At 65.0% G+C, this 20090-nt stretch carries 20 protein-coding genes; 12 read left to right on the top strand and 8 right to left on the bottom strand.

Features of this window, described 5'->3' with window-relative positions; all coding sequences use genetic code 11:
• Positions 1-34: 34 nt before the first annotated feature.
• Both ACO06O_RS20630 and ACO06O_RS20625 read right to left on the bottom strand, forming a co-directional pair.
• The gene (locus ACO06O_RS20630) at positions 35-1273 is read right to left on the bottom strand and encodes a DUF2336 domain-containing protein (protein ID WP_421884305.1); all 1239 of its coding nucleotides are present in this window, start codon (positions 1271-1273) and stop codon (positions 35-37) included.
• A 73-nt stretch (positions 1274-1346) separates the two neighbouring features.
• On the bottom strand, positions 1347-3023 hold the full coding sequence (locus ACO06O_RS20625) for a sensor domain-containing diguanylate cyclase (RefSeq protein WP_421884302.1): 1677 nt from the start codon (positions 3021-3023) through the stop codon (positions 1347-1349).
• Positions 3024-3211: 188 nt separating this feature from the next.
• Between ACO06O_RS20625 and ACO06O_RS20620 the strand changes: the two genes are divergently transcribed.
• The 8 genes from ACO06O_RS20620 (at position 3212) to ACO06O_RS20585 (ending at position 9959) form a co-directional block, all read left to right on the top strand.
• Positions 3212-3934: a pyrimidine 5'-nucleotidase gene (locus ACO06O_RS20620; RefSeq protein WP_421884298.1), complete on the top strand. Its 723-nt coding sequence runs from the start codon at positions 3212-3214 to the stop codon at positions 3932-3934.
• 199 nt (positions 3935-4133) lie between these two features.
• Positions 4134-4334 carry a 50S ribosomal protein L35 gene (gene rpmI / locus ACO06O_RS20615; RefSeq protein ID WP_420419296.1) on the top strand — a complete coding sequence of 67 codons (201 nt, stop codon included), beginning with the start codon at positions 4134-4136 and terminating at the stop codon, positions 4332-4334.
• A 42-nt stretch (positions 4335-4376) separates the two neighbouring features.
• A complete protein-coding gene (rplT, locus tag ACO06O_RS20610; RefSeq protein WP_420419295.1) occupies positions 4377-4748 on the top strand; it encodes a 50S ribosomal protein L20 in 372 nt (123 codons plus the stop codon).
• A gap of 151 nt (positions 4749-4899) precedes the next feature.
• Positions 4900-5997 (top strand): phenylalanine--tRNA ligase subunit alpha, encoded by a 1098-nt coding sequence (gene pheS / locus ACO06O_RS20605; RefSeq protein WP_421884295.1) that lies wholly within the window; start codon positions 4900-4902, stop codon positions 5995-5997.
• Between the two features lie 64 nt (positions 5998-6061).
• Positions 6062-6292, top strand: coding sequence for a ribbon-helix-helix domain-containing protein (locus ACO06O_RS20600; protein WP_421884292.1), 231 nt, complete (start codon positions 6062-6064; stop codon positions 6290-6292).
• Complete coding sequence (locus ACO06O_RS20595; protein ID WP_421884288.1) at positions 6289-6609, top strand: type II toxin-antitoxin system RelE/ParE family toxin; 321 nt, start codon at positions 6289-6291, stop codon at positions 6607-6609. Before ACO06O_RS20600 ends, ACO06O_RS20595 begins: the two co-directional genes overlap by 4 nt.
• Before the next feature lie 99 nt (positions 6610-6708).
• Positions 6709-9120 (top strand): phenylalanine--tRNA ligase subunit beta, encoded by a 2412-nt coding sequence (gene pheT / locus ACO06O_RS20590; protein WP_421884285.1) that lies wholly within the window; start codon positions 6709-6711, stop codon positions 9118-9120.
• Between the two features lie 8 nt (positions 9121-9128).
• Positions 9129-9959, top strand: a complete 831-nt coding sequence (locus tag ACO06O_RS20585) for an aspartyl/asparaginyl beta-hydroxylase domain-containing protein (protein ID WP_421884283.1) — start codon at positions 9129-9131, stop codon at positions 9957-9959.
• 17 nt (positions 9960-9976) lie between these two features.
• On the opposite strand, the gene argB is transcribed toward ACO06O_RS20585, so the two are convergent.
• Genes argB through rpmH form a run of 5 tightly spaced genes read right to left on the bottom strand, consistent with a single transcriptional unit; the run spans position 9977 to position 14314 of the window.
• The gene (argB, locus tag ACO06O_RS20580; protein ID WP_421884281.1) at positions 9977-10909 is read right to left on the bottom strand and encodes an acetylglutamate kinase; all 933 of its coding nucleotides are present in this window, start codon (positions 10907-10909) and stop codon (positions 9977-9979) included.
• A 52-nt stretch (positions 10910-10961) separates the two neighbouring features.
• Positions 10962-11615, bottom strand: a complete 654-nt coding sequence (gene yihA / locus ACO06O_RS20575) for a ribosome biogenesis GTP-binding protein YihA/YsxC (protein ID WP_421884279.1) — start codon at positions 11613-11615, stop codon at positions 10962-10964.
• A gap of 4 nt (positions 11616-11619) precedes the next feature.
• A complete protein-coding gene (gene yidC, locus ACO06O_RS20570) occupies positions 11620-13677 on the bottom strand; it encodes a membrane protein insertase YidC (protein WP_421884276.1) in 2058 nt (685 codons plus the stop codon).
• Between the two features lie 38 nt (positions 13678-13715).
• Positions 13716-14135, bottom strand: coding sequence for a ribonuclease P protein component (gene rnpA, locus ACO06O_RS20565; protein ID WP_420419288.1), 420 nt, complete (start codon positions 14133-14135; stop codon positions 13716-13718).
• 44 nt (positions 14136-14179) lie between these two features.
• Entirely contained in the window at positions 14180-14314 is a 135-nt protein-coding gene (gene rpmH / locus ACO06O_RS20560) for a 50S ribosomal protein L34 (RefSeq protein ID WP_420419287.1), read from the bottom strand.
• 143 nt (positions 14315-14457) lie between these two features.
• On the opposite strand from rpmH, the gene ACO06O_RS20555 reads away from it, so the two are divergent.
• Positions 14458-15819: a sensor histidine kinase gene (locus ACO06O_RS20555; RefSeq protein WP_421884273.1), complete on the top strand. Its 1362-nt coding sequence runs from the start codon at positions 14458-14460 to the stop codon at positions 15817-15819.
• A gap of 175 nt (positions 15820-15994) precedes the next feature.
• On the opposite strand, the gene ACO06O_RS20550 is transcribed toward ACO06O_RS20555, so the two are convergent.
• Positions 15995-16492 (bottom strand): hypothetical protein, encoded by a 498-nt coding sequence (locus tag ACO06O_RS20550; RefSeq protein ID WP_421884270.1) that lies wholly within the window; start codon positions 16490-16492, stop codon positions 15995-15997.
• Between the two features lie 177 nt (positions 16493-16669).
• Between ACO06O_RS20550 and ACO06O_RS20545 the strand changes: the two genes are divergently transcribed.
• The 3 genes from ACO06O_RS20545 to ACO06O_RS20535 are packed head-to-tail and all read left to right on the top strand — an operon-like array spanning position 16670 to position 20012.
• Positions 16670-17434 (top strand): Crp/Fnr family transcriptional regulator, encoded by a 765-nt coding sequence (locus ACO06O_RS20545; protein WP_421884266.1) that lies wholly within the window; start codon positions 16670-16672, stop codon positions 17432-17434.
• Between the two features lie 38 nt (positions 17435-17472).
• Positions 17473-18960 carry a M81 family metallopeptidase gene (locus tag ACO06O_RS20540; RefSeq protein ID WP_421884263.1) on the top strand — a complete coding sequence of 496 codons (1488 nt, stop codon included), beginning with the start codon at positions 17473-17475 and terminating at the stop codon, positions 18958-18960.
• Positions 18957-20012 (top strand): P1 family peptidase, encoded by a 1056-nt coding sequence (locus ACO06O_RS20535; RefSeq protein ID WP_421884260.1) that lies wholly within the window; start codon positions 18957-18959, stop codon positions 20010-20012. The genes ACO06O_RS20540 and ACO06O_RS20535 overlap by 4 nt, the downstream gene beginning before the upstream one ends.
• The last annotated feature ends 78 nt before the right edge of the window (positions 20013-20090 follow it).

The raw sequence follows: 20090 nt of genomic DNA, 5'->3' as shown, positions 1-20090 counted from the left end.
GACTAAAGGTACCGGGGCCGAATACGGCCGCCGGTCAGACGACGTGGCTCGGTTCGGCGTGGAAGTCGAGCTGCCATTGCATGGCGTCGGGCGACATGGGCCAGCGGTTTTCGTCCATCCGGACAATTTCAGACGGGCCCAGCCCGACCAGTTGGGACTGAAGCTGTGCGGCAAAATGCGGCTTCAACCCGGCCTTCCAGGTCAGGGCGACCACGGCCTTGGCGCTGCGATTGGACACGATGCGGTTCACCGTCTGGACCGGGACGCCGCCCAGCTTCGCCAGCGCCTTCAGGACGAACCGCTTCTCGCCCTGCGCCAGCGCCTTTTCCAACGCCTTGGCGTTCAGGCCGCCGGTTTTGAACAGGCGCTCGATTTGAGCATCCAGATCGTCCTTTTCCGCCCATTGCGGCTCCGCAAGCCTCTGCTTGGTATCTTCCGCCAGGCGTTTTTCCACCGCATCGGCCACGGCAACCAGGGTCTCGTCGTCCAGATCGAGGCGTTTCTGCACCCGGTCGAGCAGGTTCATGGCGACGAAACTGGCCAGACGCTGAACCGCGCGCGGCGACAGTTTCGGGCGCATGACCAGCGGCTCGTGCCAGACCAAGTGATTGGGCGCACGGTCGATGATGAAATCCAGCGTATCTTCGCGGATTTGCGCGCTGCCATTGGCCAGCAGGTTTGAAATCGCCTCCTCGTCACCGGACCGCGCGATCGCGTCGGACACGCTCGCCTTCAACGATTGACGTTTGGCGATGGCGTTCATCGCGCCCTGGATCGGCCCGGAATTGATGACTTCCAGCAGATCGGCGTCGGATAGGACGGGCGAGAATTCCAGGACCGGGCTGGACACGGTCAGCGCCCGGTCCTTGGCCAAAGTCAGGATGACATTGGGCGGCGCCTTGGCGACATCCTTCAGGGCATTGGACAGAATTTCGCGCACCCGGACCAATTGATCCTCGGCCAGCGCCTCCAGCGCCTGAACGGTCAGCTTGTAGAGCGCCGTCCGCCGGTCGTCCGGCAGGTCGGGGGTCAGCCGCGCGATCTTCGCGGCCAGATCGGTGCGGATTCCGTCGTCCGAATCCTGGGTCAGCAGCAGATCGGCCTGGCGCGGAGACCCTTCGTTCAGCGCCACCTGGCGGCGAACCGACGGGTCTTCGTCCTCGGCCAGGAAGTACAGAATCTCCGGGCGCGTCTCCGGATCGGCCGCCAGGGCCGCCCGGACCTCAGGGTCCGGATCGCGCGCCAGTCGCTTCTGATCCTCATACGTCGCCAAGTCGTCGCCTTCCCCAAACTTCCGCACGGACCCGACCAATCGGGTGCGCCGCGGATCGCCTCGCCCGTCGATACTAAGCATCGACAATGCGGGAATCCGCGAACACGATTCTGTTCTTCCCACCCTTCTTCGCATCGTACATTGCCGCATCGGCCCGGGCGATCAAGCCTTCAACCGTTTCGCCCGTCCCCGGTTCGAACATCGCGATCCCGATAGACATGCCGAAGCCGATTTCGGGATCCAGATTGTCTGCTTTCCAGGCATCCAGCGACGACAGGAATTTTTCACCCCGCGCCGCGCCGATTTCTCGGTCCGCGCCTTCGATCCAGGCCGCGAATTCGTCGCCGCCCAGCCGGCAGGTCAGATCGTAGGTTCGGGTGCCGCCGGTCAGGATATCGGCGATGGCCTGCAGCGCCTCATCCCCCTTTTCATGGCCGAACCGGTCGTTGATCGGTTTGAAATTGTCCAGATCGATGAACAGCAGCGCGCCGGTTTCCTGATAGCGTTCATAGCGCGCCATTTCGCGCGACAGATCCTCCATGAAGGCGCGGCGGTTGCGCAGCCCGGTCAGGTCGTCGGTGCGCGACAGATGCTCCAGCTTGTGCTGGTCCGCGATCTGGCGGAAGACGATGCCGAATTGCGGTTCCACCGCCTTCAGCAATGCGTGTTCCTCGTCATCCCAGTCCTGGCCGTCCTCGTCGCGCCACAGGACGATGCCGCCATTGGTTTCACCGCGATAATCCGTCGCGATGCCCAAATATTTGTGCGTCCCGATCTGGCCGTCGACGGCGCTGCCATGCTTGGCCAGGATCGCGTTCATCGCCTCCTCGGCCAAGTCCGGGTCGGGCGCCGTGCCAAAGGCGGCAATATCCAGCGGAGTGCCATGGGGGCCGCGCACCTGCACGATGCAGGCCGACGCCGAGGTCGACCGGCCCAAAGCCGTCGCCGCGGAATGCAGCATTTCGGTCGGCGTGACCTCGTTGCGCAGGGAATCGACAATGTAGGACACCAGCCGCTCGCGAATTTTCAAACGCGCCAGCTCGCTTTGCCGCTGCCGTTCTTCGGTGACGTCAATGGCGATGCCCCGGGTGCCGGCTACGACACCGTCCTTATCCAGGACCGGGATCGCGGACACCAGGACGCAGGCGGGTTCCCCGCCGCGCGTGCGGACCCAGACTTCGACATTCCGCACCGTCATATCGGCCAGGAAGGGCAGCGGCTTCGGGGCGGTTTCCGGTGCCAGCAACAGGGTGTCCGGCGCTTCACCCAGCAGTTCCTCCGGCGCGTAGCCGATCGCCCCGCGCGGCGAGATGTAACAGATCAACCCGTCCCGGTCGGTCTCCCAGGCGAAATCGGCGGCGACTTCGACCAGGTCCTTGAAGCGCGTGCGCGATTCCGCCAGGGCGGAGCGGATGCTGACTTCCAGCGTCGCGTCCCGGCCGATCAGCAATTGCGAGCCGTCGGGCTGGGGCAGCATGATGAATTCGACCTGACGACCGGTGCTGGGCAAGGTGAAGGTGCGGGTCTTGGCGCGGTTCTCGCTGCGGGTCTTGACCGCAAGTTGAACCATCGCGGGCATCAGGGAAACGCCGGAATCGCCGTTCAGATCGTCCGCGACCGGAATGGCCGCGTCGTTCAGCGGCACCAGGCGCGCTTCTTCGTCCAGCGCCAGAACCGGACCGGGATAACTGTCGAAGGCCCCGGTCAGTACCGGAAGATTGGGGGTGCCCGTCCGTTCTGCCACTGCCATGCCTGATCCGACCCTGGCCGGAGATTTCCCGGCTCATTCAACCTGTTGGCCGCAACCATGCGGCTTCCGTCTCGTATCCTTATACCTATAACTGGTGAAGAAAGGGTAAATCGGTATGCTTCGATTTGCCTATAAATTGAGATAATTCGGGATTGCCCGCCGCCCCCCGGCGCGCCATTTTTGCCGCCATGACACAGAAACCCTCCGCCGCGCCGGCCCGGCCGGCCGCTTCGACCGACCCCGCCCTGATCGCCGCGCGGGATTGGATTTTCGATCTCGACAACACGCTCTACCCGGCGGAATGCAACCTGTTCCACCAGGTCGACCTGCGCATGGGCGGCTATATCTCGGATCTGCTGGGCATTTCCTATGACGAGGCCCGGGCGATCCAGAAACGCTATTTCCGCGACCACGGCACCACCCTGCGCGGCCTGATGCTGAACCATTCGGTCGATCCGCACGCCTTTCTGGGCCATGTCCACAATATCGATTACAGCCCCGTGCCGGCGAATGCCGCGCTGGGTGCCGTGCTGGACCGGCTGCCGGGTCGCAAGCTGATCTTCACCAACGGCACCGTGGCCCATGCGGAAGCGGTTCTGGACCGGCTGGGGATCGCCGCGCGGTTCGACGGTATCTTCGACATCGCCCATGCGGATTTCATCCCGAAACCCAATGCCGAGCCCTATCGGGTGATGGTCGAACGCCACACGGTGGACGCGGGCCGCGCCGTGATGGTCGAGGATATCGCCAAGAACCTGATGGTCCCGGCGGAGCTGGGCATGCGAACCGTCTGGGTTCGGACGGATCACGCCTGGTCCGGGGACGGCGCGTCGCAGGATTACGTCCATCACGAGACCGACGACCTGACCGCCTGGCTGACGGCCTTCGTGGACAGCCTGGAACGGGCCTGATCCGGCGCGTCGCGGGATCCGCCGCCTTTCGGGCCTTGCAAGCCCGCCCCCGCCCCGGTATAAGCCCGCGTTCCCGGTTCCGGCCGGGGCAGTGTAGCGGCGCGTCCGGGCCTGATGGGTATGCCCGGCCGCCAGACGAAAAAGCGGCCCTGATCCAAGGCGTTAGCCCAAGATCATCCGCCCACCGACGGAGTGTGAAATGCCCAAGATCAAATCGAAAAGTTCCGCCAAAAAGCGGTTCAAGATCACCGGTACCGGCAAGGTGCGTTTCTACAGCGCCTGCCTGCGCCACAACACCTCGAATCGTCCGACGCAGATGAAGCGCCAGAACCGTGGCGGCCAGATCATGTGCGATTCGGATGCGACGGTGGTGAAGCGCAACTGGCTTCGCGGCCGGTAAGCGCCCCGTCCCCCTAAATTCGATTTCGAGGAGCCTTGAACCATGGCACGCGTCAAACGGGGTGTAACCACCCACGCCAAGCATAAGAAGATCATCAAGCAGGCCGACGGCTATCGCGGCCGCCGCAAGAATACGTTCCGCACTGCCGTCCAGGCGGTGGAGAAGGCCGGTCAGTACGCTTACCGCGACCGCCGCGCCCGCAAGCGGGACTTCCGTAAGCTCTGGATTCAGCGCATCAACGCCGCTGTCCGGGATGCGTCCGATCACAGCATGACCTACGCCCGCTTTATCGACGGCCTGAACAAGGCCGACATCGAACTGGACCGCAAGGTCCTGGCCGATATCGCGGTGCACGATCCGGAAGCCTTCAAGGCTCTGGTCGGCCGGGCGCAGGAAGCGCTGACCGCGAACTGAGCCGGCGGCACTTAGCCGACCACAGGCGACAGGTTCGAAGACGCCGGCTCTCCCATCCCGGATTTCGGGGCAGAGAGCCGGCGTTTTTGTTTTGGGACCAAGCCTTTTTGTTTTGGGGCCAAGCCTTTTTGTTTTGGGGACTGAGGATACGATGACGATCGATGCGCAGGCGTTAGGCGACGAACTGCTGGCCCGGGTGGACGCGGCCGGCGATCTGAAGGCGCTGGACGAGGTTCGGGTCGAGGCCCTGGGCAAGAAGGGCCGCATCACCGCCGAGATGAAGGGTCTGGGCAAGCTGGACCCCGACGCCCGCAAGGCCGCCGGTCAGGCGCTGAACGCCGTCAAGGACCGCGTCGCCGAGGCCATCGAGGCGCGCAAGGGCACGCTGGAACTGGCCGAGATGAACGCCAAGCTGGCCGGCGATCGGGTCGATGTCTCGCTGCCGCCGCGGCCGGGCCAGATGGGCCGCCTGCACCCGATCAGCCAGACCCTGGACGAGATCGTCGCGATCTTCGGCGAAATGGGTTTCGCCGTCGCCGAAGGCCCGGATATCGACGACGATTTCCACAATTTCACCGCGCTGAACATGCCGCCGGAACACCCGGCGCGTCAGATGCACGACACGTTCTACATGGCCGACGAGACTGGTGGCGTGGACATGTCGACGGTGCTGCGCACCCATACGTCCACCGTGCAGATCCGCACGATGGAAAAGCAGAAGCCGCCGATCAAGATCATCGCGCCGGGCCGCACCTATCGGTCCGACAGCGACATGACCCACACGCCGATGTTCCATCAGGTCGAGGCGCTGGTCGTCGACAAGAAGACCCATTTCGGCCATCTGAAGGGCTGCCTGCAGGATTTCTGCAGCGCCTATTTCGAGGTCGAGGACGTGCCGCTACGCTTCCGCCCCAGCTATTTCCCCTTCACCGAACCGTCGGCGGAGGTCGATATAGGCTGTAACCGCAAGGATGGCGGCCTGACCATCGGCCACAAGGGCGACGATGGCGACGGCTGGCTGGAAATCCTGGGCAGCGGCATGGTGAACCCGAAGGTCCTGACCATGTCCGGCGTCGACCCGGAAGAATATCAGGGCTTCGCCTTCGGCATGGGGATCGAGCGCATCGCGATGCTGAAATACGGCATCCCCGACCTGCGCACCTTCTTCGACGCCGACCTGCGCTGGCTGAAGCACTACGGCTTCGTCCCGCTGGAAGCCGCGAGCCTGGTGCGCGGGCTGACGCCCTAAGGCTTGCCGATATCCGATCATTGCCAATTTTTGCCATCGCCCCTATTTTGAGGGCATGGCGACGATGAATATATCCCTGACCGAAGAGATGAAGGCCGAGGTCGACACAGCGGTGTCGACGCGCGGCTATGTGTCGAGCAGCGAATATATCCGCGATTTGATCCGCAGGGATTTGGAGGGTCAGCGTTTTCGGGCGCTGATTGCCGAGGGAATGGACTCACCGGAAGGCGGCGCGATGGATGGTGCCTTCTTCGACCGGATGGATGCGGAAATCGATCGGATGGAGCGCGGGTGACGGCGAAGCCGGTCCGCTACCGGGTATCGGCCGAAACCGACCTTCGGGATGCGGCGCAGTATCTTGTCGGTGAAGGCGGAAAAGCGTTGGCGCGGCGCTTTACGGGTGCCGTCCGGGACGGGGTCGCCCGAATTGCGGACAACCCGGCCATCGGCGCCCTGCGCTATGCGTTGCCGGCGGGAGTTCCAGGCTTGCGGGCGTGGCCGCTGCGAGACTTCCCCTACCTGATTTTCTATCGCGACCTGTCCGACCGGATCGAGGTCCTGCGCATCCTCCACGCCCATCGCGACATCCCCACCCTCCTGCGGGACGACTGAAGCCCCGGATTTCGGGCCTTGTCGCCGGACCGGCATTGCCCCGTCCCGGCGGCGGCGGTATAGACAGCGCTCCCTTTCTTTAAACGTGCGGACAGATCCATGAAGTTCACCCTTTCCTGGCTGAAAGACCATCTGGAAACCGAGGCGTCGCTGACGGAAATCACCGATGCGCTGACCTCGCTGGGCCTGGAGCTGGAGGGCGTCGACGATCCGGCGGCGAAGCTGAAGCCGTTTACGATCTGCTATGTCCGCGAGGCGAAGCAGCATCCGAATGCGGACCGGCTGCGCGTCTGCATGGTCGAGACCGAGGAAGGCGGCGAGCTGGTTCAGGTCGTCTGCGGCGCGCCCAATGCGCGGACCGGGATGAAGGGCGTCTTCGCGCCGTCCGGTGCCTATGTGCCCGGCACGGACATGACCCTGAAGCCGGGCGTCATCCGGGGCGAGGAATCCAACGGCATGCTGTGTTCCGAGCGGGAAATGGGCCTGTCGGACGATCATGACGGCATCATCGACCTGCCGGAAGACGCACCGCTGGGGAAATCCTTCGCGGAATATATGGGCCTGGACGATCCGGTCATCGAAATCGCCATCACGCCGGACCGGGGCGATTGCCTGGGTGTGCGCGGCATCGCGCGCGACCTGGCCGCCAAGGGTCTGGGCACGCTGAAGCCGATCGATCTGACGCCGGTCGAGGGGACCTATGACTCGCCGCTGAAATGGGCGCGGTCGGAGACGATCGGCAATGATTGTTCCTATGTCGCCGGGCGGCATTTCCGGGGCGTGAAGAATGGCCCGTCCCCGGCCTGGGTTCAGCGCCGTCTGACGGCCATCGGCCTGCGCCCGATTTCGGCGCTGGTCGACGTCACCAACTATGTCACCCACGATCTGGGCCGCCCGCTGCATGTCTTCGACGCCGCCAAGGTGAAGGGCGACACGCTGCTGATGCGCCATGCCGAGGCCGGAGAGAAGATCCTGGCGCTGGACGGCAAGGAATACACGCTGGAAGCCGGCATGCCGATCATCGCCGACGAAAACGGCCCGGAAGGGATCGGCGGCGTCATGGGCGGTGAATTGAGCGGCTGCACCGACGAGACCACCGAGGTCTTCCTGGAATGCGCCCTGTTCGATGCGGTGCGCGTGGCGGAGACCGGCCGGCGTCTGGGCATCGAATCCGACGCCCGCTACCGGTTCGAGCGCGGACTGGACCCGGAAGGCGCGAAATGGGGCGTCGCCGTGGCTGCCAAGCTGATTGCGGAATGGTGCGGCGGCGAGACGTCCCATGTCGTCGATGCCGGGGAAATCCAAAGCAATGTGAAGACCATCGTGCTGCGCCCGGAACGACTGAAGAGCTTCGGCGGCCTTGCCGTGAAGACGGAAGAGGCGGTGGATATCCTCGACCGGCTCGGCTTCGTCACGATGCAGCCCTACGGCATGATCACGGTCAACAACCCGACCTGGCGGAATGATATCGAGCATGAACAATGCCTGATCGAGGAAGTGCTGCGGGTTAAGGGTTTCGATCAGATTCCGGCGGTCTCCATGACCCTGGACGGGGCGCTGCCGCAGCCGATCCTGACCCTGACCCAGCGCCGCATCGCCTTCTCCAAGAAGGTGCTGGCCCAGCGCGGCATGTTCGAGGCGGTGACTTGGTCCTTCATGGCCAAGGCCGACGCGGTCGCCTTCGGCGGCGATGCCAAGGTGCTGGCCATCGCCAACCCGATCAGCGCCGATCTGGACACGATGCGTCCGTCCATCCTGCCGAACCTGCTGGCGGCGGCGCAGCGCAATTCCGGCCGGGGATACGGCGATGTCGCCCTGTTCGAGGTCGGTCCGGCCTATCGCGGACGCGGGCCGAAGGATCAGGACACGGTCGCGACCGGCCTTCGATCCGGCAAGGCGGTGCCGCGCCACTGGGCCGAGAAGACCCGCGAGCCCGATGTCTTTGACGCCAAGGCGGACGTTCTGGCGGTGCTGGAGGCCTGCGGCGCGCCGGTCGACAAGCTGCAATCGGACAATTCCGACGTGCCGGATTGGTACCATCCGGGCCGCACCGGCTGTTTCCGCCTGGGCCCGAACGTGCTGGCCCGGTTCGGCGAGATCCATCCGGCGGTCGCCAAGCGCTATGACCTGCGCGGTCGCGTCGCGGCCTTCGAGATCTTCGTCGAGAACATTCCGCAGCCCAAGGCCAAGAAAGGCGCGGGCAAGGGCCGTCCGCTGCTGCAGGCCTCGTCCTTCCAGCCGGTCGGCCGCGACTTCGCCTTCCTGGTGGATGCCGACGTCCCGGCGGAGAAGCTGGTGCGTGCCGCGTTGGGCGCCGACAAGGCTCTGGTGACCGATGCCACCGTCTTCGACGTCTATGAGGGCGCGGAAATGGACGGCAAGAAGTCCATCGCCCTGTCCGTGACGCTGCAGCCGGTCGACGCGACGCTGACGGATAAGGAGATCGAGGCGGTCGGCGACAAGATCGTCGCCAATGTCACGAAATCCACCGGCGGCACGCTGCGCCGATAGGGGGTCGATTGGCCGTCCGCATCGGCAAGAAGAAGGTCAAGCAGGCGATCATCGCCGCCCTGTTCCTGGCGGTGACGCTGACCTTCATTCCCGTCATCACGGCGGTCTATCTCGTTTGCGGGCTGCTGGACGTGATCCGTAACGAGCGCCGGGATTTCTATCTGTTCCAGCGCTATTTCAGCGGCAACGGCTTCACCACCTGGCTGGTCGCGCCGCTGAACCTGCTGCTGGATCTGGTCAGCCACCGGAACCGCAAGATCTATCGGCGGGAGGATTTCTCCGAAGAATGCCAGGCGGAACTGGACACGGTCCTGTCCTTCTTCCGCGACAACAAGGATACGGTCATTCGGCGGATCGACAGCGAGCTGGGTCCCGACGCCAAGCGCGGCATGTTCCTGTTCCGCTGGTTCGGGCAGCGCTACAACCGCGAATTCGAGCCGCTGAACGGCGATTTTCGGCATATCCGCACCATCGCCGTCTCGGTCTTTCAGGGCACGGAACGGACCAATTTCCATTTCGGCCCGCTGCGCCTGACCCTGCGGGCGCTCTACAACCTGACACCGGTGAAGGATGCCGAGGTCTTCATCGAATGCGGCAAGACCAAGCATTACTGGGCCGACGACCCGCTGTTCATCTTCGACGACACGCTGATGCACCGCTCCGTCAACGACCATGACGGCCGCCGCTATGTCGTCTTCATGGACGTGATCCGTCCCAGCCCGGTCCCGGCCTTGCTGCGCGCCTTCATGGTCCCCGTCTCCTGGGCGGCGACGGCGTTCAAGTCGATCTATTACCGCCGCTGGACCATGATGGGGATCGGGAAGGCCCCGGCCGAGTAAGCCTCGCGCGGCCCCGGTCAATCTGCCCGGATCAGCGTCCCCGTGCCGTGTTCGGTGAACAGTTCCAGCAGGATCTGGTGCTGGTGGCGGCCGTCCAGGATGACGGCTCCGTCGGCCCCGGCGCGAACGGCCTCGATGCAGGTCTGAATCTTCGGGATCATGCCGCCGGAAATGATGCCCTTCTCCTGCAGCTTCTCGGCCTCGGACACGGTCAGTTCCGGGATCAGATGGCCTTCCTTGTCCAGCACGCCCGCGACATCGGTCAGCAGCAGCAGGCGTTTGGCGCCCGCCGCCCCGGCGATGGCGCCCGCTGCCGTATCGGCGTTGATGTTATAGGTCTCGCCCCCTTCACCCATACCGATGGGCGCGATGACGGGGATGAAATCGCTCTTGCGCAGGATCTCCAGGATCGTCGTGTCGCAATCATAGGGCTCACCCACGAAACCGAGATCCAGAACCTTCTCGATATTGCTTTCCGGGTCCTTGGTCGTGCGCTGCAGCTTGCGCGCCTTGATCAGCCCGCCATCCTTGCCGGACAGGCCGATCGCCTGCCCGCCTTCGGATTGCAGCGAGGCGACGATCTGTTTGTTGATCGAGCCCGCCAGGACCATTTCGACGATGTCGACCGTTTCCTGGTCGGTGACGCGCAGCCCGTCGACGAAGACGCTTTCCTTCGACATCCGGTTCAGCATCTGGCCGATCTGCGGCCCGCCGCCATGCACGACGATCGGGTCCACACCGACCTGTTTCAGCAGCACGATGTCCCGGGCAAAGAGGCGCGCCAGATGGGCGTCGCCCATGGCGTGACCGCCATATTTCACGACCAGGGTCTTGTCGTTGTAGCGCCGCATGAAGGGAAGCGCCTCGGTCAGGATGCCGGCCTGCGCCAGCCATTCGACGCGCCGCCGCGCCTTGTCCGCCGCCACGTGGCCGCTGTCACCCGTCGTCATCGTCCCATCCTGCTCCCTTGTTGCTTGTCGCCGGTCCGGTTTTGCCCGGACCTTACCCCGGCTCCGCGAAGCTTGCCAGTTCGGCGCGCAATTCTTCGATGCCCAGGCCTTTTTCGGAACTGGTGCTCAGCGGGACCGGAACGGCCGCCGGATGCTTTTTCAGGGCTTCCGTCACCGCCGCCTCGACCTGGCGGATTCCGCCGCCGCCCAGCTTGTCCGTCTTGGTCAGGATGACACGGTAATTGACCGCCGCCTTGTCCAGCATGGTCATCAACTGCTCGTCGTTTGGTTTCAGGCCGTGGCGGCTGTCGACCAGAACGCAAAGCCGGCGCAGCACCGCGCGGCCGCGCAGATAGTCGTGGATCAGCTGCGTCCAGCCCTCGACCATCGGTTTCGGGACCTTGGCGAAACCGTAACCCGGCATGTCGACCAGACGCAGCCGGTTTTCGAATTCGAAGAAATTGATCTCGCGCGTGCGGCCGGGCGTGTTGGAGGTGCGGGCCAGCGTCTTGCGGCCGGTCAGGGCATTGATCAGGCTGGACTTACCGACATTCGACCGGCCGGCGAAGGCGATTTCGGGCAGGCCGGGGACCGGAAGCTGCTCCATCGCGACGCAGCCCAGCATGAAGCGGCATTCGCCCGCGAAAAGCTTGCGGCCCGCCTCACGCTGTTCGGAATCCGGCCCGGTCTCCTCGAAGTCAGGCATGATTTCAGCTCGACTTCGTCTCGTCGGCTTTCCCGTCGCCGCCCGTGCTATCCCCAGTGGCCGCGTCGCCGGTATCGGCGTCTTCGGTGGTCACGGGTTCAGGCGCCTCGGCTTCGGCTTTTTTGCCTTTGGCCTTCTTGCCGGCAGCCTTCTTGCCGGCAGCCTTCTTGCCTCCGGCCTTCTTGCCTTCCGCCTTTTTACCGGAGGTTTTCTTGGCGGCGTCTTTCTTGCCGTCGGCCTTGGTTTCGGCGGGCTTGCTCTCTTCCGGCTTCTTGTCCGCATCCTCGATGCGCCCGCCGCCGATCGCGACACCCATGCGGCGCATGATCACATATTGCTGCAGGATCGACAGCGAGTTGTTCCAGGCCCAGTAGATCACCAGACCGGCCGGGAACCCGCCCAGGATGAAGGTGAAGAAGATCGGCATCAGCGCGAAGATACGCTGCTGAATCGGATCGGCGGGCGGCGGGTTCAGCTTCTGCTGGAACCACATGGTGAAGCCCATGATGATCGGCCACAGCCCGATGTTGAACAGGATCAACCAGGCAGGAACCTGCCAGTCGATCAGACCGAACCCGGTCAACAGGCCCAGCGGATCCGGCGCCGACAGGTCTTCGATCCAGCCATAGAAGGGCGCGTGGCGCATTTCGATGGTGACGAACAGCACCTTGTAGAGCGCGAAGAAGACGGGAATCTGCACCAGGATCGGCAAACAGCCCGACAGCGGGTTCACCTTTTCCTTCTTGTACAGTTCCATCATCTCCTGCTGCAGCTTCTGCTTGTCGTCGCCCAGACGCTCGCGCATCTCGACGATTTTCGGCTGCAGCAGCTTCATCTTGCTCATCGACTTGTAGGATTTGTTGGCCAGCGGGAAGAAGGCCAACTTGATCGCCACGGTCAGGGCCAGGATCGCCAGACCGAAATTACCCAGGAATTCGTTCAGCAGATGAATGGCGTAGAAGATCGGCTTGGTCAGGAAATAGAACCAGCCGAAATCGACCGCCAGGTCGAAATTGGTGATACCCAAATCCTCGCCGTACTTGTCCAGAAGCGTGGTTTCCTTGGCCCCGGCGAAGAAGCGGCCGGTGGTCTCGGCGCTGGTCCCCGGCGCGACGCTCTGCGGGTCGTTCACGAAATTGACGTGATACTGGCCCTCGGCGGTGCGCGGCGTCCGGCGGAAGGTCGCCTGCACGGCATTGGCCTGATCCGGGACCAGGGCGACCAGCCAGTACTTGTCGGTGATGCCCATCCAGCCGCCGGTCGTGGTGAACCGTTCGGTGCCGTTGGCCCTGTCGGCCATCTCGTCGTAATCCCGCTCTTCCAGGACGCCGTCGAACACGCCGATCAGCCCTTCATGCAGGATGTAGAAGTTTTCCAGCTTCGGCACGCCGGACCGGAAGATCCGGCCGAAGGTCTGTGGCGACAGCGCGGTATCCGTCCCGTTGGTCAGGCGCTGGGTGACCGTCACCATGTAATTGCGGTCGATGGCGAAGACCTGTTCGAAGGTCACGCCCGCTTCGTTGGTCCAGCGCAGCGTGACCGGCGTATCGGGCGTCAGGGTCTCGCCGTCGGCCGTCCACAGCGTGTCGCCATTGGGCACTTCCAGCCCCTCGGCCGGAACCCAGCCGAATTGCACCAGATAGGGTTTCGGGCTGCCGCTCGGCTCCAGCAGGTCGATCAGCGCGGAATCCTCGTCGATCGTCTGGCGATAGCCCTTCAGGGTCAGATCGTCGACGCGGGCGCCACGCAGATTGATCGATCCGGTCAGGCGCGGCGTTTCGATGGCGATACGCGGGGCCTGTTCCAGCGCCTGTTCGCGCGTGACGGAATCTAGGACCGGCGCGGCCATGTCGGCGGCCCCGGTCGGAACGCCGTCATCGACGCCCGGCGTCACGGTCCCGGTCTGACCGCCGGCGGTCGGTTGCTGAACGCCTTGCGTGTTCTGGGCCACTTGCGGCGGTGCGGGGGGCGACGGGAACAGCGCTTCCTGAATATACGGCCAGCCAAACAGGATCAGGGCCGACAGGCCGATCGCCAAAATCAGGTTTCTTGAATCGTTCATTCCGCCTTGCCTCTTTCCGGGGCCGGTCCCGCCCGGTTTCAGACGTCCCGCCAGAGCTTGAGTCGCTTAAGCGCCCGTTCCAGGTCCCCGCGCAGCGCGGCGTAGGAACGGGTGGCAGTGCTCTGCCGGGCGATCAGGACATAGTCAAGACCCGGTTCCGCATGCCGGGTCATCACTTCCGCACTCAGGGCCCGAAGGCGCCGCTTGGCCCGGTTGCGGGTCACGGCGTTGCCGACCTTCTTGCTGGCGGTAAAACCGATGCGGGCGCCGTCGCCGCCGCCCGCATCCTGGTACATCTTTTCGCTGACGGTCGCCGCCTGGCGGGGTGACATCGTGTCGCCCCAGGGGCATGCCTGCAGAACCAGTCCGGGCATGCCCGCGCTGGTCCGCGCCCGCGTCACCCGCAGGAACTCCGCCCGTTTCTTCATGCGCGCCAGGGTGATCGTCCGGTCAGTCATGGCGATCGGCGGCGTTTCGGAACAGCCGGGCGGGCCGTTCCCGATTAGGCGGTCAGCTTCGCGCGGCCCTTGGCGCGGCGGTTGGCCAGCACCCGGCGACCGGCCTTCGTGGCCATGCGCGCACGGAAGCCGTGGCGACGCTTGCGGACAAGGCGGCTGGGTTGATAAGTGCGTTTCACGGTTCGTCTCCGACGTCTTTTGGGGTTGCACCCCGGAATTCGACGCCGCTGTATAGTGGGGTGAACCACGCAAGTCAACGCGATCCGCGCGATTCTGCGCATGGGGCCGGCAAGTATTGTTTGGGGACAGGACGGGGAGTTGAATGAAAAGCCTTTCGGCGCGTCTTCTGTTGCTGACCATCATCTTCGTGATGGCGGCGGAAGTGCTGATTTTCGTTCCCTCCGTGGCGCGTTTCCGCGAAACCTATATTCACGACCGAATGGTTGCCGCCCATTTGTCCGTTCTGGTCCTGGACGCCACGCCGGACGGCATGGTGTCGGAGGAACTGACCCAGGAACTGCTGGGTTTCGTTGAGGCCTATTCCGTCGCGGCCCGGCGCGGCGATCTGAAACTGTCCTTGATGCTGGAATCGCCGCCGGACGTCGACGCGACGGTTCGCCCGGATTCGGAAGGCCCGATGACGATGGTGGCAGAGGCCTTCGCCGCGCTGACCCAGGACGAAAGCCGTGTCCTGCGCATCGTCGGCCCATCACCCCGCAACCCCGCGGTGGAGCTGGAAATCGTGATGGAGGACGGACCGCTTTGCGAGGCGATCCTGGCCTTTGCATTCCGGGTTTTCTGGCTCAGCCTCGCCATCTCGCTGATCACCGCCTTGCTGGTGTTCCTGGTCCTGCGGCGGCAATTGGTCCGGCCGTTGAAGCGGCTGATCCGCAACATGGCGCGGTTCCGGGCCCATCCCGAGAACCAGAACACCGTGATCCGGCCCAGCGGCCGACGCGACGAAGTCGGTGTGGCGGAGCGCGAACTGGCCGCCATGCAGACGACGATCCGCGACGCCCTGACCCAGCGGAAGCATTTGGCGGCCCTGGGCACGGCGGTGGCCAAGATCAATCACGATCTGCGCGGCATCCTGTCCAGCGCGCTCGTCGTGTCCGACCGGCTGGAGAATTCCGAGGATCCGGAAGTGCGGCGGATCGCGCCCGGCATTCTGGACGCCATCGAACGGGCGGCGGCGCTGTGCGGCCGGACGCTGAACTATGCCGGCCAGGAAGGCAGCGCCTTGCGATTCGAACCGGTGCCGCTGGCCGATCTGATCGCGGATGCCGGGTTCGGCCTGCCCAATGAGGCGCGGCTGAAATGCCGGGTCGAACCCTCCGTGACGGTTCATGGCGACCGGGCGCAGCTCTACCGGGTCTTCGGCAACTTGCTGCGGAACGCCGCGGAGGCGGGGGCGACGGAAATCGCCGTCGATGCCCAATGCCGGGACGGGGCGGCCGAGATCACCGTGTCCGACAATGGCCCCGGACTGCCGCCCCGGGCCCAGCAAAACCTGTTCAAACCCTTCGAGGGGTCGGCCCGGGCGGGCGGCACCGGTCTGGGCCTGTCGATCGCGCGGGAACTGGCGCGCGACCATGGCGGCGAACTGGCCCTGCGCAGCACCGGGGCCAATGGCACCGTCTTCGCCCTGCGCCTGCCGGACCGCCCGACCCAGGAAGACCTCTGATCCGGCGCAGCGGCGCCCTTCACCTTCTGGTGATCGCCCCTTCCGCCACGGCGAGGCGGCCCCATCTTGATCCTATCGGCCTTTCCCTATCGGCCGGGACGGCCGCCGGGTCTTGCCCCCCATCAACCGGCGGCCGTCCACCCCCGCCCCCCTATCTTGGAATGCCGCGCGGGCGTCAGACCGCGAGGCGCAATTGCTTGCAAAGCCGCAAGGAGTCGACCCGGTATCCCATGGCGGACATCCGGTCGTATGTATTGCCCGGCCGGAGCGGCAGCGTCCCGTCGGCGGCCTCATAGGAGATATGAATGGCGTCACACTGGTTCCGGTCGGCCAGCGCGTCCAAACGGGCCAGCAACATGCGGGCCGCGAGATTTCGGCCATAAAGATCGGCCGCCACGAAGGGATCGACCGCCAGAACGCGGCCGTGGCGGATGTCCGGGCGGGCTCGGTAGCCCGCCAATCCAATCAGATAGTCCTTTTCGTCGATCACACATTCCAGACCGCACGCACTGTCCGTCCCATCCAGGAACGGGGCGCAGTATGCCCGCCATTCCCGCAGGCTGAGATCGCTGCGCAGCCCGCGCACCAGTGGCAGGGCCCGGTCCACCCAATCTGCCGCCAAGGGCGACACTCTCAGATGAACGAGTGCTGGCGATAGGTCGATCTTAGGCATAACGGCGGGCCCTGTGGTGAAACGCTGTGCCGGCAAGCCGACCCGACTAGGATGGCGAGACACCGCCCCGCATACGTTGATTTAGGTCAACCTGTCGCAGATCCGTGCGCCGATGCCGGTCGGTTGCATTTCCCCCCGCATTTGGCATGATCGTGGAAACAGCCTGGATGGGACGATATGAGCCGTTCTAACCCGTCGAAATCGCAGGGCGATCTCGACATCCTCGGATCGCCGAGGGCCCTGCCCTATTCCGTCGAGAATCCCTGCGCCGCCTGTGAGATCCGCGAGATGTCGATTTGCGGCGTTCTGGATTGCGAGGAGCTGGACGCACTTATCAAGATTCTGACCCGGCAGACCTTCGAAACCCACGACCCCATCATCGACGAGGGGGAATCGGCCGATTTCGTATTCAACGTCACCGGCGGCGCCGTGAAACTGTTCAAACTGTTGCCCGACGGGCGGCGGCAGATAACAGGCTTCCTGTATGAGGGCGATTTCCTGGGCATGGCGATGAACGACGTCTATTCCTATTCGGCGGAGGCCGTCGGCGATGTGTCGCTGTGCCGTTTCAACCGGCGCAAGCTGGAAGGGCTGCTGGACACGTTCCCGAAACTGGAACGCCGGTTGTTGTCGATGGCATCGAACGAACTGGCCCAGGCGCAGGACCAGATGCTATTGCTGGGCCGCAAGACGGCGCAGGAAAAGCTGTGCAGTTTCCTGCTGAGCCTGTCGCGGCGCGCCGAGACCCGGGGATATGACCCGTCGATCCTGCATTTGCCGATGAGCCGGAACGACATCGGCGATTTCCTGGGTCTGACGACGGAAACCGTCAGCCGCACTTTCACCAACCTCAAACGCGATGGGGTGATCCGCCTGCTGGAAGGCGGCCGGGTCCAGATCAACGATATCGATCAACTGCAGGACATGGCCGAAGGGGCCTGATCCGGTGGGCGGTTGATCGGCGCAAGAGAGGTCGGTTCATGCGCGTTCTCTGCGCGATGCTTAAACACGAAACCAACACCTTTTCTCCGATCCGCACGGATATGGCGCGGTTCCGGGATTGGGGCCTGCATTTCGGACCGGACGCGGCGGCGGCCTATCGCGATACGGCCATGCCGCTGGCCGCCTATATCAAGCTTGCCGAGGCCGAGGGTGCGGAGATCGTCACCCCGGTCGCGGCGGAGGCGATGCCCGCCGGACCGGTGACGGCCGAGGCGTTCGAGCGCCTGAACGGCGCCATCCTGGAGGAGGTCGCGCGCGGCTGCGACGTCGCGCTTTTGGATCTCCACGGCGCGATGGTGTCGGAAACAGAGTCCGATGGCGAAGGGGCGCTGCTGCGCCGGATCCGCGAGATCGCGCCGGACCTGCCGATCGCCGTGACCTGCGACCTGCATTGCAATCTGACCGCCGCGATGGTCGACAATTGCACGGCGCTGATCGGCTATAAGACCTATCCCCATGTCGACATGTACGAAGTCGCGGAACAGGTCGGCGGCATCGTCCTGGCCGCCGCGAAGGGCGAGGCCAATCCCGTCATGGTCTGGGGTCAGGCGCCGCTTCTGTCCCAGACATTGCGCCAGGGCACCGACGACGAGCCGATGCGTGGCCTGATCGCCGCCTGCCGCGACTGGGAAAACCGCGATGGCATTCTGGCCGCGACGGTCTTCGGCGGCTTCGCCCTGGCCGACATCGAAGACGCGGGCAACAGCGCCGTCGTCATCGCCGACAGCGCCGATCTAGGCCGCACGGCGCGCGACGATCTTCTGGCCCGGACCTGGGCGGCGCGGGAAGAATTCGTCTACCGTCACCGCGATCTGGCCGGCGCGGTCGAAACCGCCAAGAGCTATAATGACGGGCCGGTCATCCTGTTGGACCATGCCGACAATTGCGGATCGGGCGCGACCCAGGACGTGATGACCGCGATCGCGGAAGTGCTGCGCCAGGATCTGGACGGCGTCGCGGTCGCGACCGTCTGGGACCCGGCCGCCGTCGCGGAGATGACCAGCGCCGGTATCGGGGCGACGGTCACGCTCGATCTGGGCGGCAAGACGGATATGCCCAGCATCGGCGAGGCCGGCCGGCCCCTGCGGGTCACCGGCACGGTCGAAGGCCTGTCCGACGGCAGCTTTACCGTCGAAGGCCCGATGTATACCGGGGTCACCGTCCGCTGCGGGGCGACGGCGCTGCTGCGCGTGCGCGGGGTGCGGATCATCGTCACCTCCCTGCATCATGAACCCTGGGACACGGGCATATTCACCATGATGGGGATCGATCCGGCGCGGACCCGTTATCTGCTGCTGAAATCGCGCATCCATTACCGCGCCGGGTTCGGCGCGCTGCCGAAACACACGCTGACCCTGGACGGGTCCGGCGTCACCACTTCGGACAATACCCGCCTGACCTACCGGAATGTGCGGCGGCCGATCTATCCGCTGGACCCGGAAACGAGCTGGAGTCCCGGAACATGAGCGGCATTCGGCCCGGCCCGCGCAATAGTCTGACCGATGTCGGCGGCCTGCTGGTCGGCAATGCCGAGGACAAAGCGGCATTGAGCGGCACCACCGTCGTGCTGTGCGACGGAATCCGCGCCGTTGCCGCCGCCGATGTGCGGGGCGGCGGTCCCGGCACGCGGGAGACGGATGCCCTGGCCCCGGCCCGGCTGGTCGACGGCGTCGACGCCTTGGTCCTGTCCGGCGGATCGGCTTATGGCCTGGACGCGGCGGGATCGGTTGCTGCCTGGCTGGGCGCGCGGCGGCGGGGCTTCGATACCGGCGACACCCATGTGCCGATCGTACCGGCGGCGATCCTTTATGACCTGGCCAATGGCGGCGATAAGAATTGGGGCGAGGAACCGCCCTACCGGGCGCTGGGCCGCGCGGCGGTGGAGGCTGCGTCGGCCGATTTCGCCCTGGGCCGGGCCGGTGCGGGCTATGGCGCACGGGCCGGATCGCTTGCCGGCGGGCTGGGCACGGCATCGGCCGTCGACCCGACGACCGGCGCGACCGTCGCCGCCCTGGCCGCCGTGAATTGCTTCGGAGAGGTCGTCTTTCCGGACGGTCGTTTCTTCGCCGCACCCTTCGAACAGCAAGACGAGTTTGGCGGTTTGGGCGCATCCGGCGGCCCGGCCGACCCGGAACCGGCCTTTCCCAAACTGGCCGGCAAAGGGCGAGGCGGGGGGCGAGGCGCGGCACCGGCGCACCAAAACACCACCATCGCCGTCGTCGCCACCGATGCAATCCTGGGTCACACCAATGTTCAGCGCATGACGGTCATGGCCCAGGCGGGACTGGGACGGGCCGTGCGGCCGGTCTATACGCCGTTCGACGGCGATACGGTTTTCGGCCTGGCAACCGGCACGGGTCCGGCGGTCGATCTGATCGGTCTGGCGCGGATCGGGGCGATTGCGGCGGATTGCCTTGCCCGGGCCGTGGCGCGCGGAGTCTACCGCGCCGCCGCCCATCCCGGCGGCGCGCCCGGCTGGCGCGACCGGTTCGGCCCGAATTTGATGGCCGGTTCATAGGTCTGCGAACGGAAAGACGCTTCAATCCGCGGGGAAGCCTTGATACTGTCCCGGCAACAAGAGCGTCGGCGGGGCCAT

Origin of the sequence: Pacificispira sp., assembly GCF_965228185.1 — a bacterium.
Lineage (GTDB): Bacteria > Pseudomonadota > Alphaproteobacteria > UBA8366 > Aestuariispiraceae > Pacificispira.
The sequence above is the reverse complement of the archived record's forward strand: the minus strand, read 5'-3'. Positions and strand labels throughout refer to the sequence as shown.

Excerpts from the sequence above, each read along its gene's own strand:
- ACO06O_RS20625 (WP_421884302.1), bottom strand. The coding sequence starts at position 3,023 with ATGGCAGTGGCAGAACGGACGGGCACCCCCAATCTTCCGGTACTGACC.
- ACO06O_RS20620 (WP_421884298.1), top strand. The coding sequence starts at position 3,212 with ATGACACAGAAACCCTCCGCCGCGCCGGCCCGGCCGGCCGCTTCGACC.
- rpmI (WP_420419296.1), top strand. The coding sequence starts at position 4,134 with ATGCCCAAGATCAAATCGAAAAGTTCCGCCAAAAAGCGGTTCAAGATC.
- rplT (WP_420419295.1), top strand. The coding sequence starts at position 4,377 with ATGGCACGCGTCAAACGGGGTGTAACCACCCACGCCAAGCATAAGAAG.
- pheS (WP_421884295.1), top strand. The coding sequence starts at position 4,900 with ATGACGATCGATGCGCAGGCGTTAGGCGACGAACTGCTGGCCCGGGTG.
- ACO06O_RS20600 (WP_421884292.1), top strand. The coding sequence starts at position 6,062 with ATGAATATATCCCTGACCGAAGAGATGAAGGCCGAGGTCGACACAGCG.
- pheT (WP_421884285.1), top strand. The coding sequence starts at position 6,709 with ATGAAGTTCACCCTTTCCTGGCTGAAAGACCATCTGGAAACCGAGGCG.
- argB (WP_421884281.1), bottom strand. The coding sequence starts at position 10,909 with ATGACGACGGGTGACAGCGGCCACGTGGCGGCGGACAAGGCGCGGCGG.
- yihA (WP_421884279.1), bottom strand. The coding sequence starts at position 11,615 with ATGCCTGACTTCGAGGAGACCGGGCCGGATTCCGAACAGCGTGAGGCG.
- yidC (WP_421884276.1), bottom strand. The coding sequence starts at position 13,677 with ATGAACGATTCAAGAAACCTGATTTTGGCGATCGGCCTGTCGGCCCTG.
- rnpA (WP_420419288.1), bottom strand. The coding sequence starts at position 14,135 with ATGACTGACCGGACGATCACCCTGGCGCGCATGAAGAAACGGGCGGAG.
- ACO06O_RS20555 (WP_421884273.1), top strand. The coding sequence starts at position 14,458 with ATGAAAAGCCTTTCGGCGCGTCTTCTGTTGCTGACCATCATCTTCGTG.
- ACO06O_RS20550 (WP_421884270.1), bottom strand. The coding sequence starts at position 16,492 with ATGCCTAAGATCGACCTATCGCCAGCACTCGTTCATCTGAGAGTGTCG.
- ACO06O_RS20545 (WP_421884266.1), top strand. The coding sequence starts at position 16,670 with ATGAGCCGTTCTAACCCGTCGAAATCGCAGGGCGATCTCGACATCCTC.
- ACO06O_RS20540 (WP_421884263.1), top strand. The coding sequence starts at position 17,473 with ATGCGCGTTCTCTGCGCGATGCTTAAACACGAAACCAACACCTTTTCT.
- ACO06O_RS20535 (WP_421884260.1), top strand. The coding sequence starts at position 18,957 with ATGAGCGGCATTCGGCCCGGCCCGCGCAATAGTCTGACCGATGTCGGC.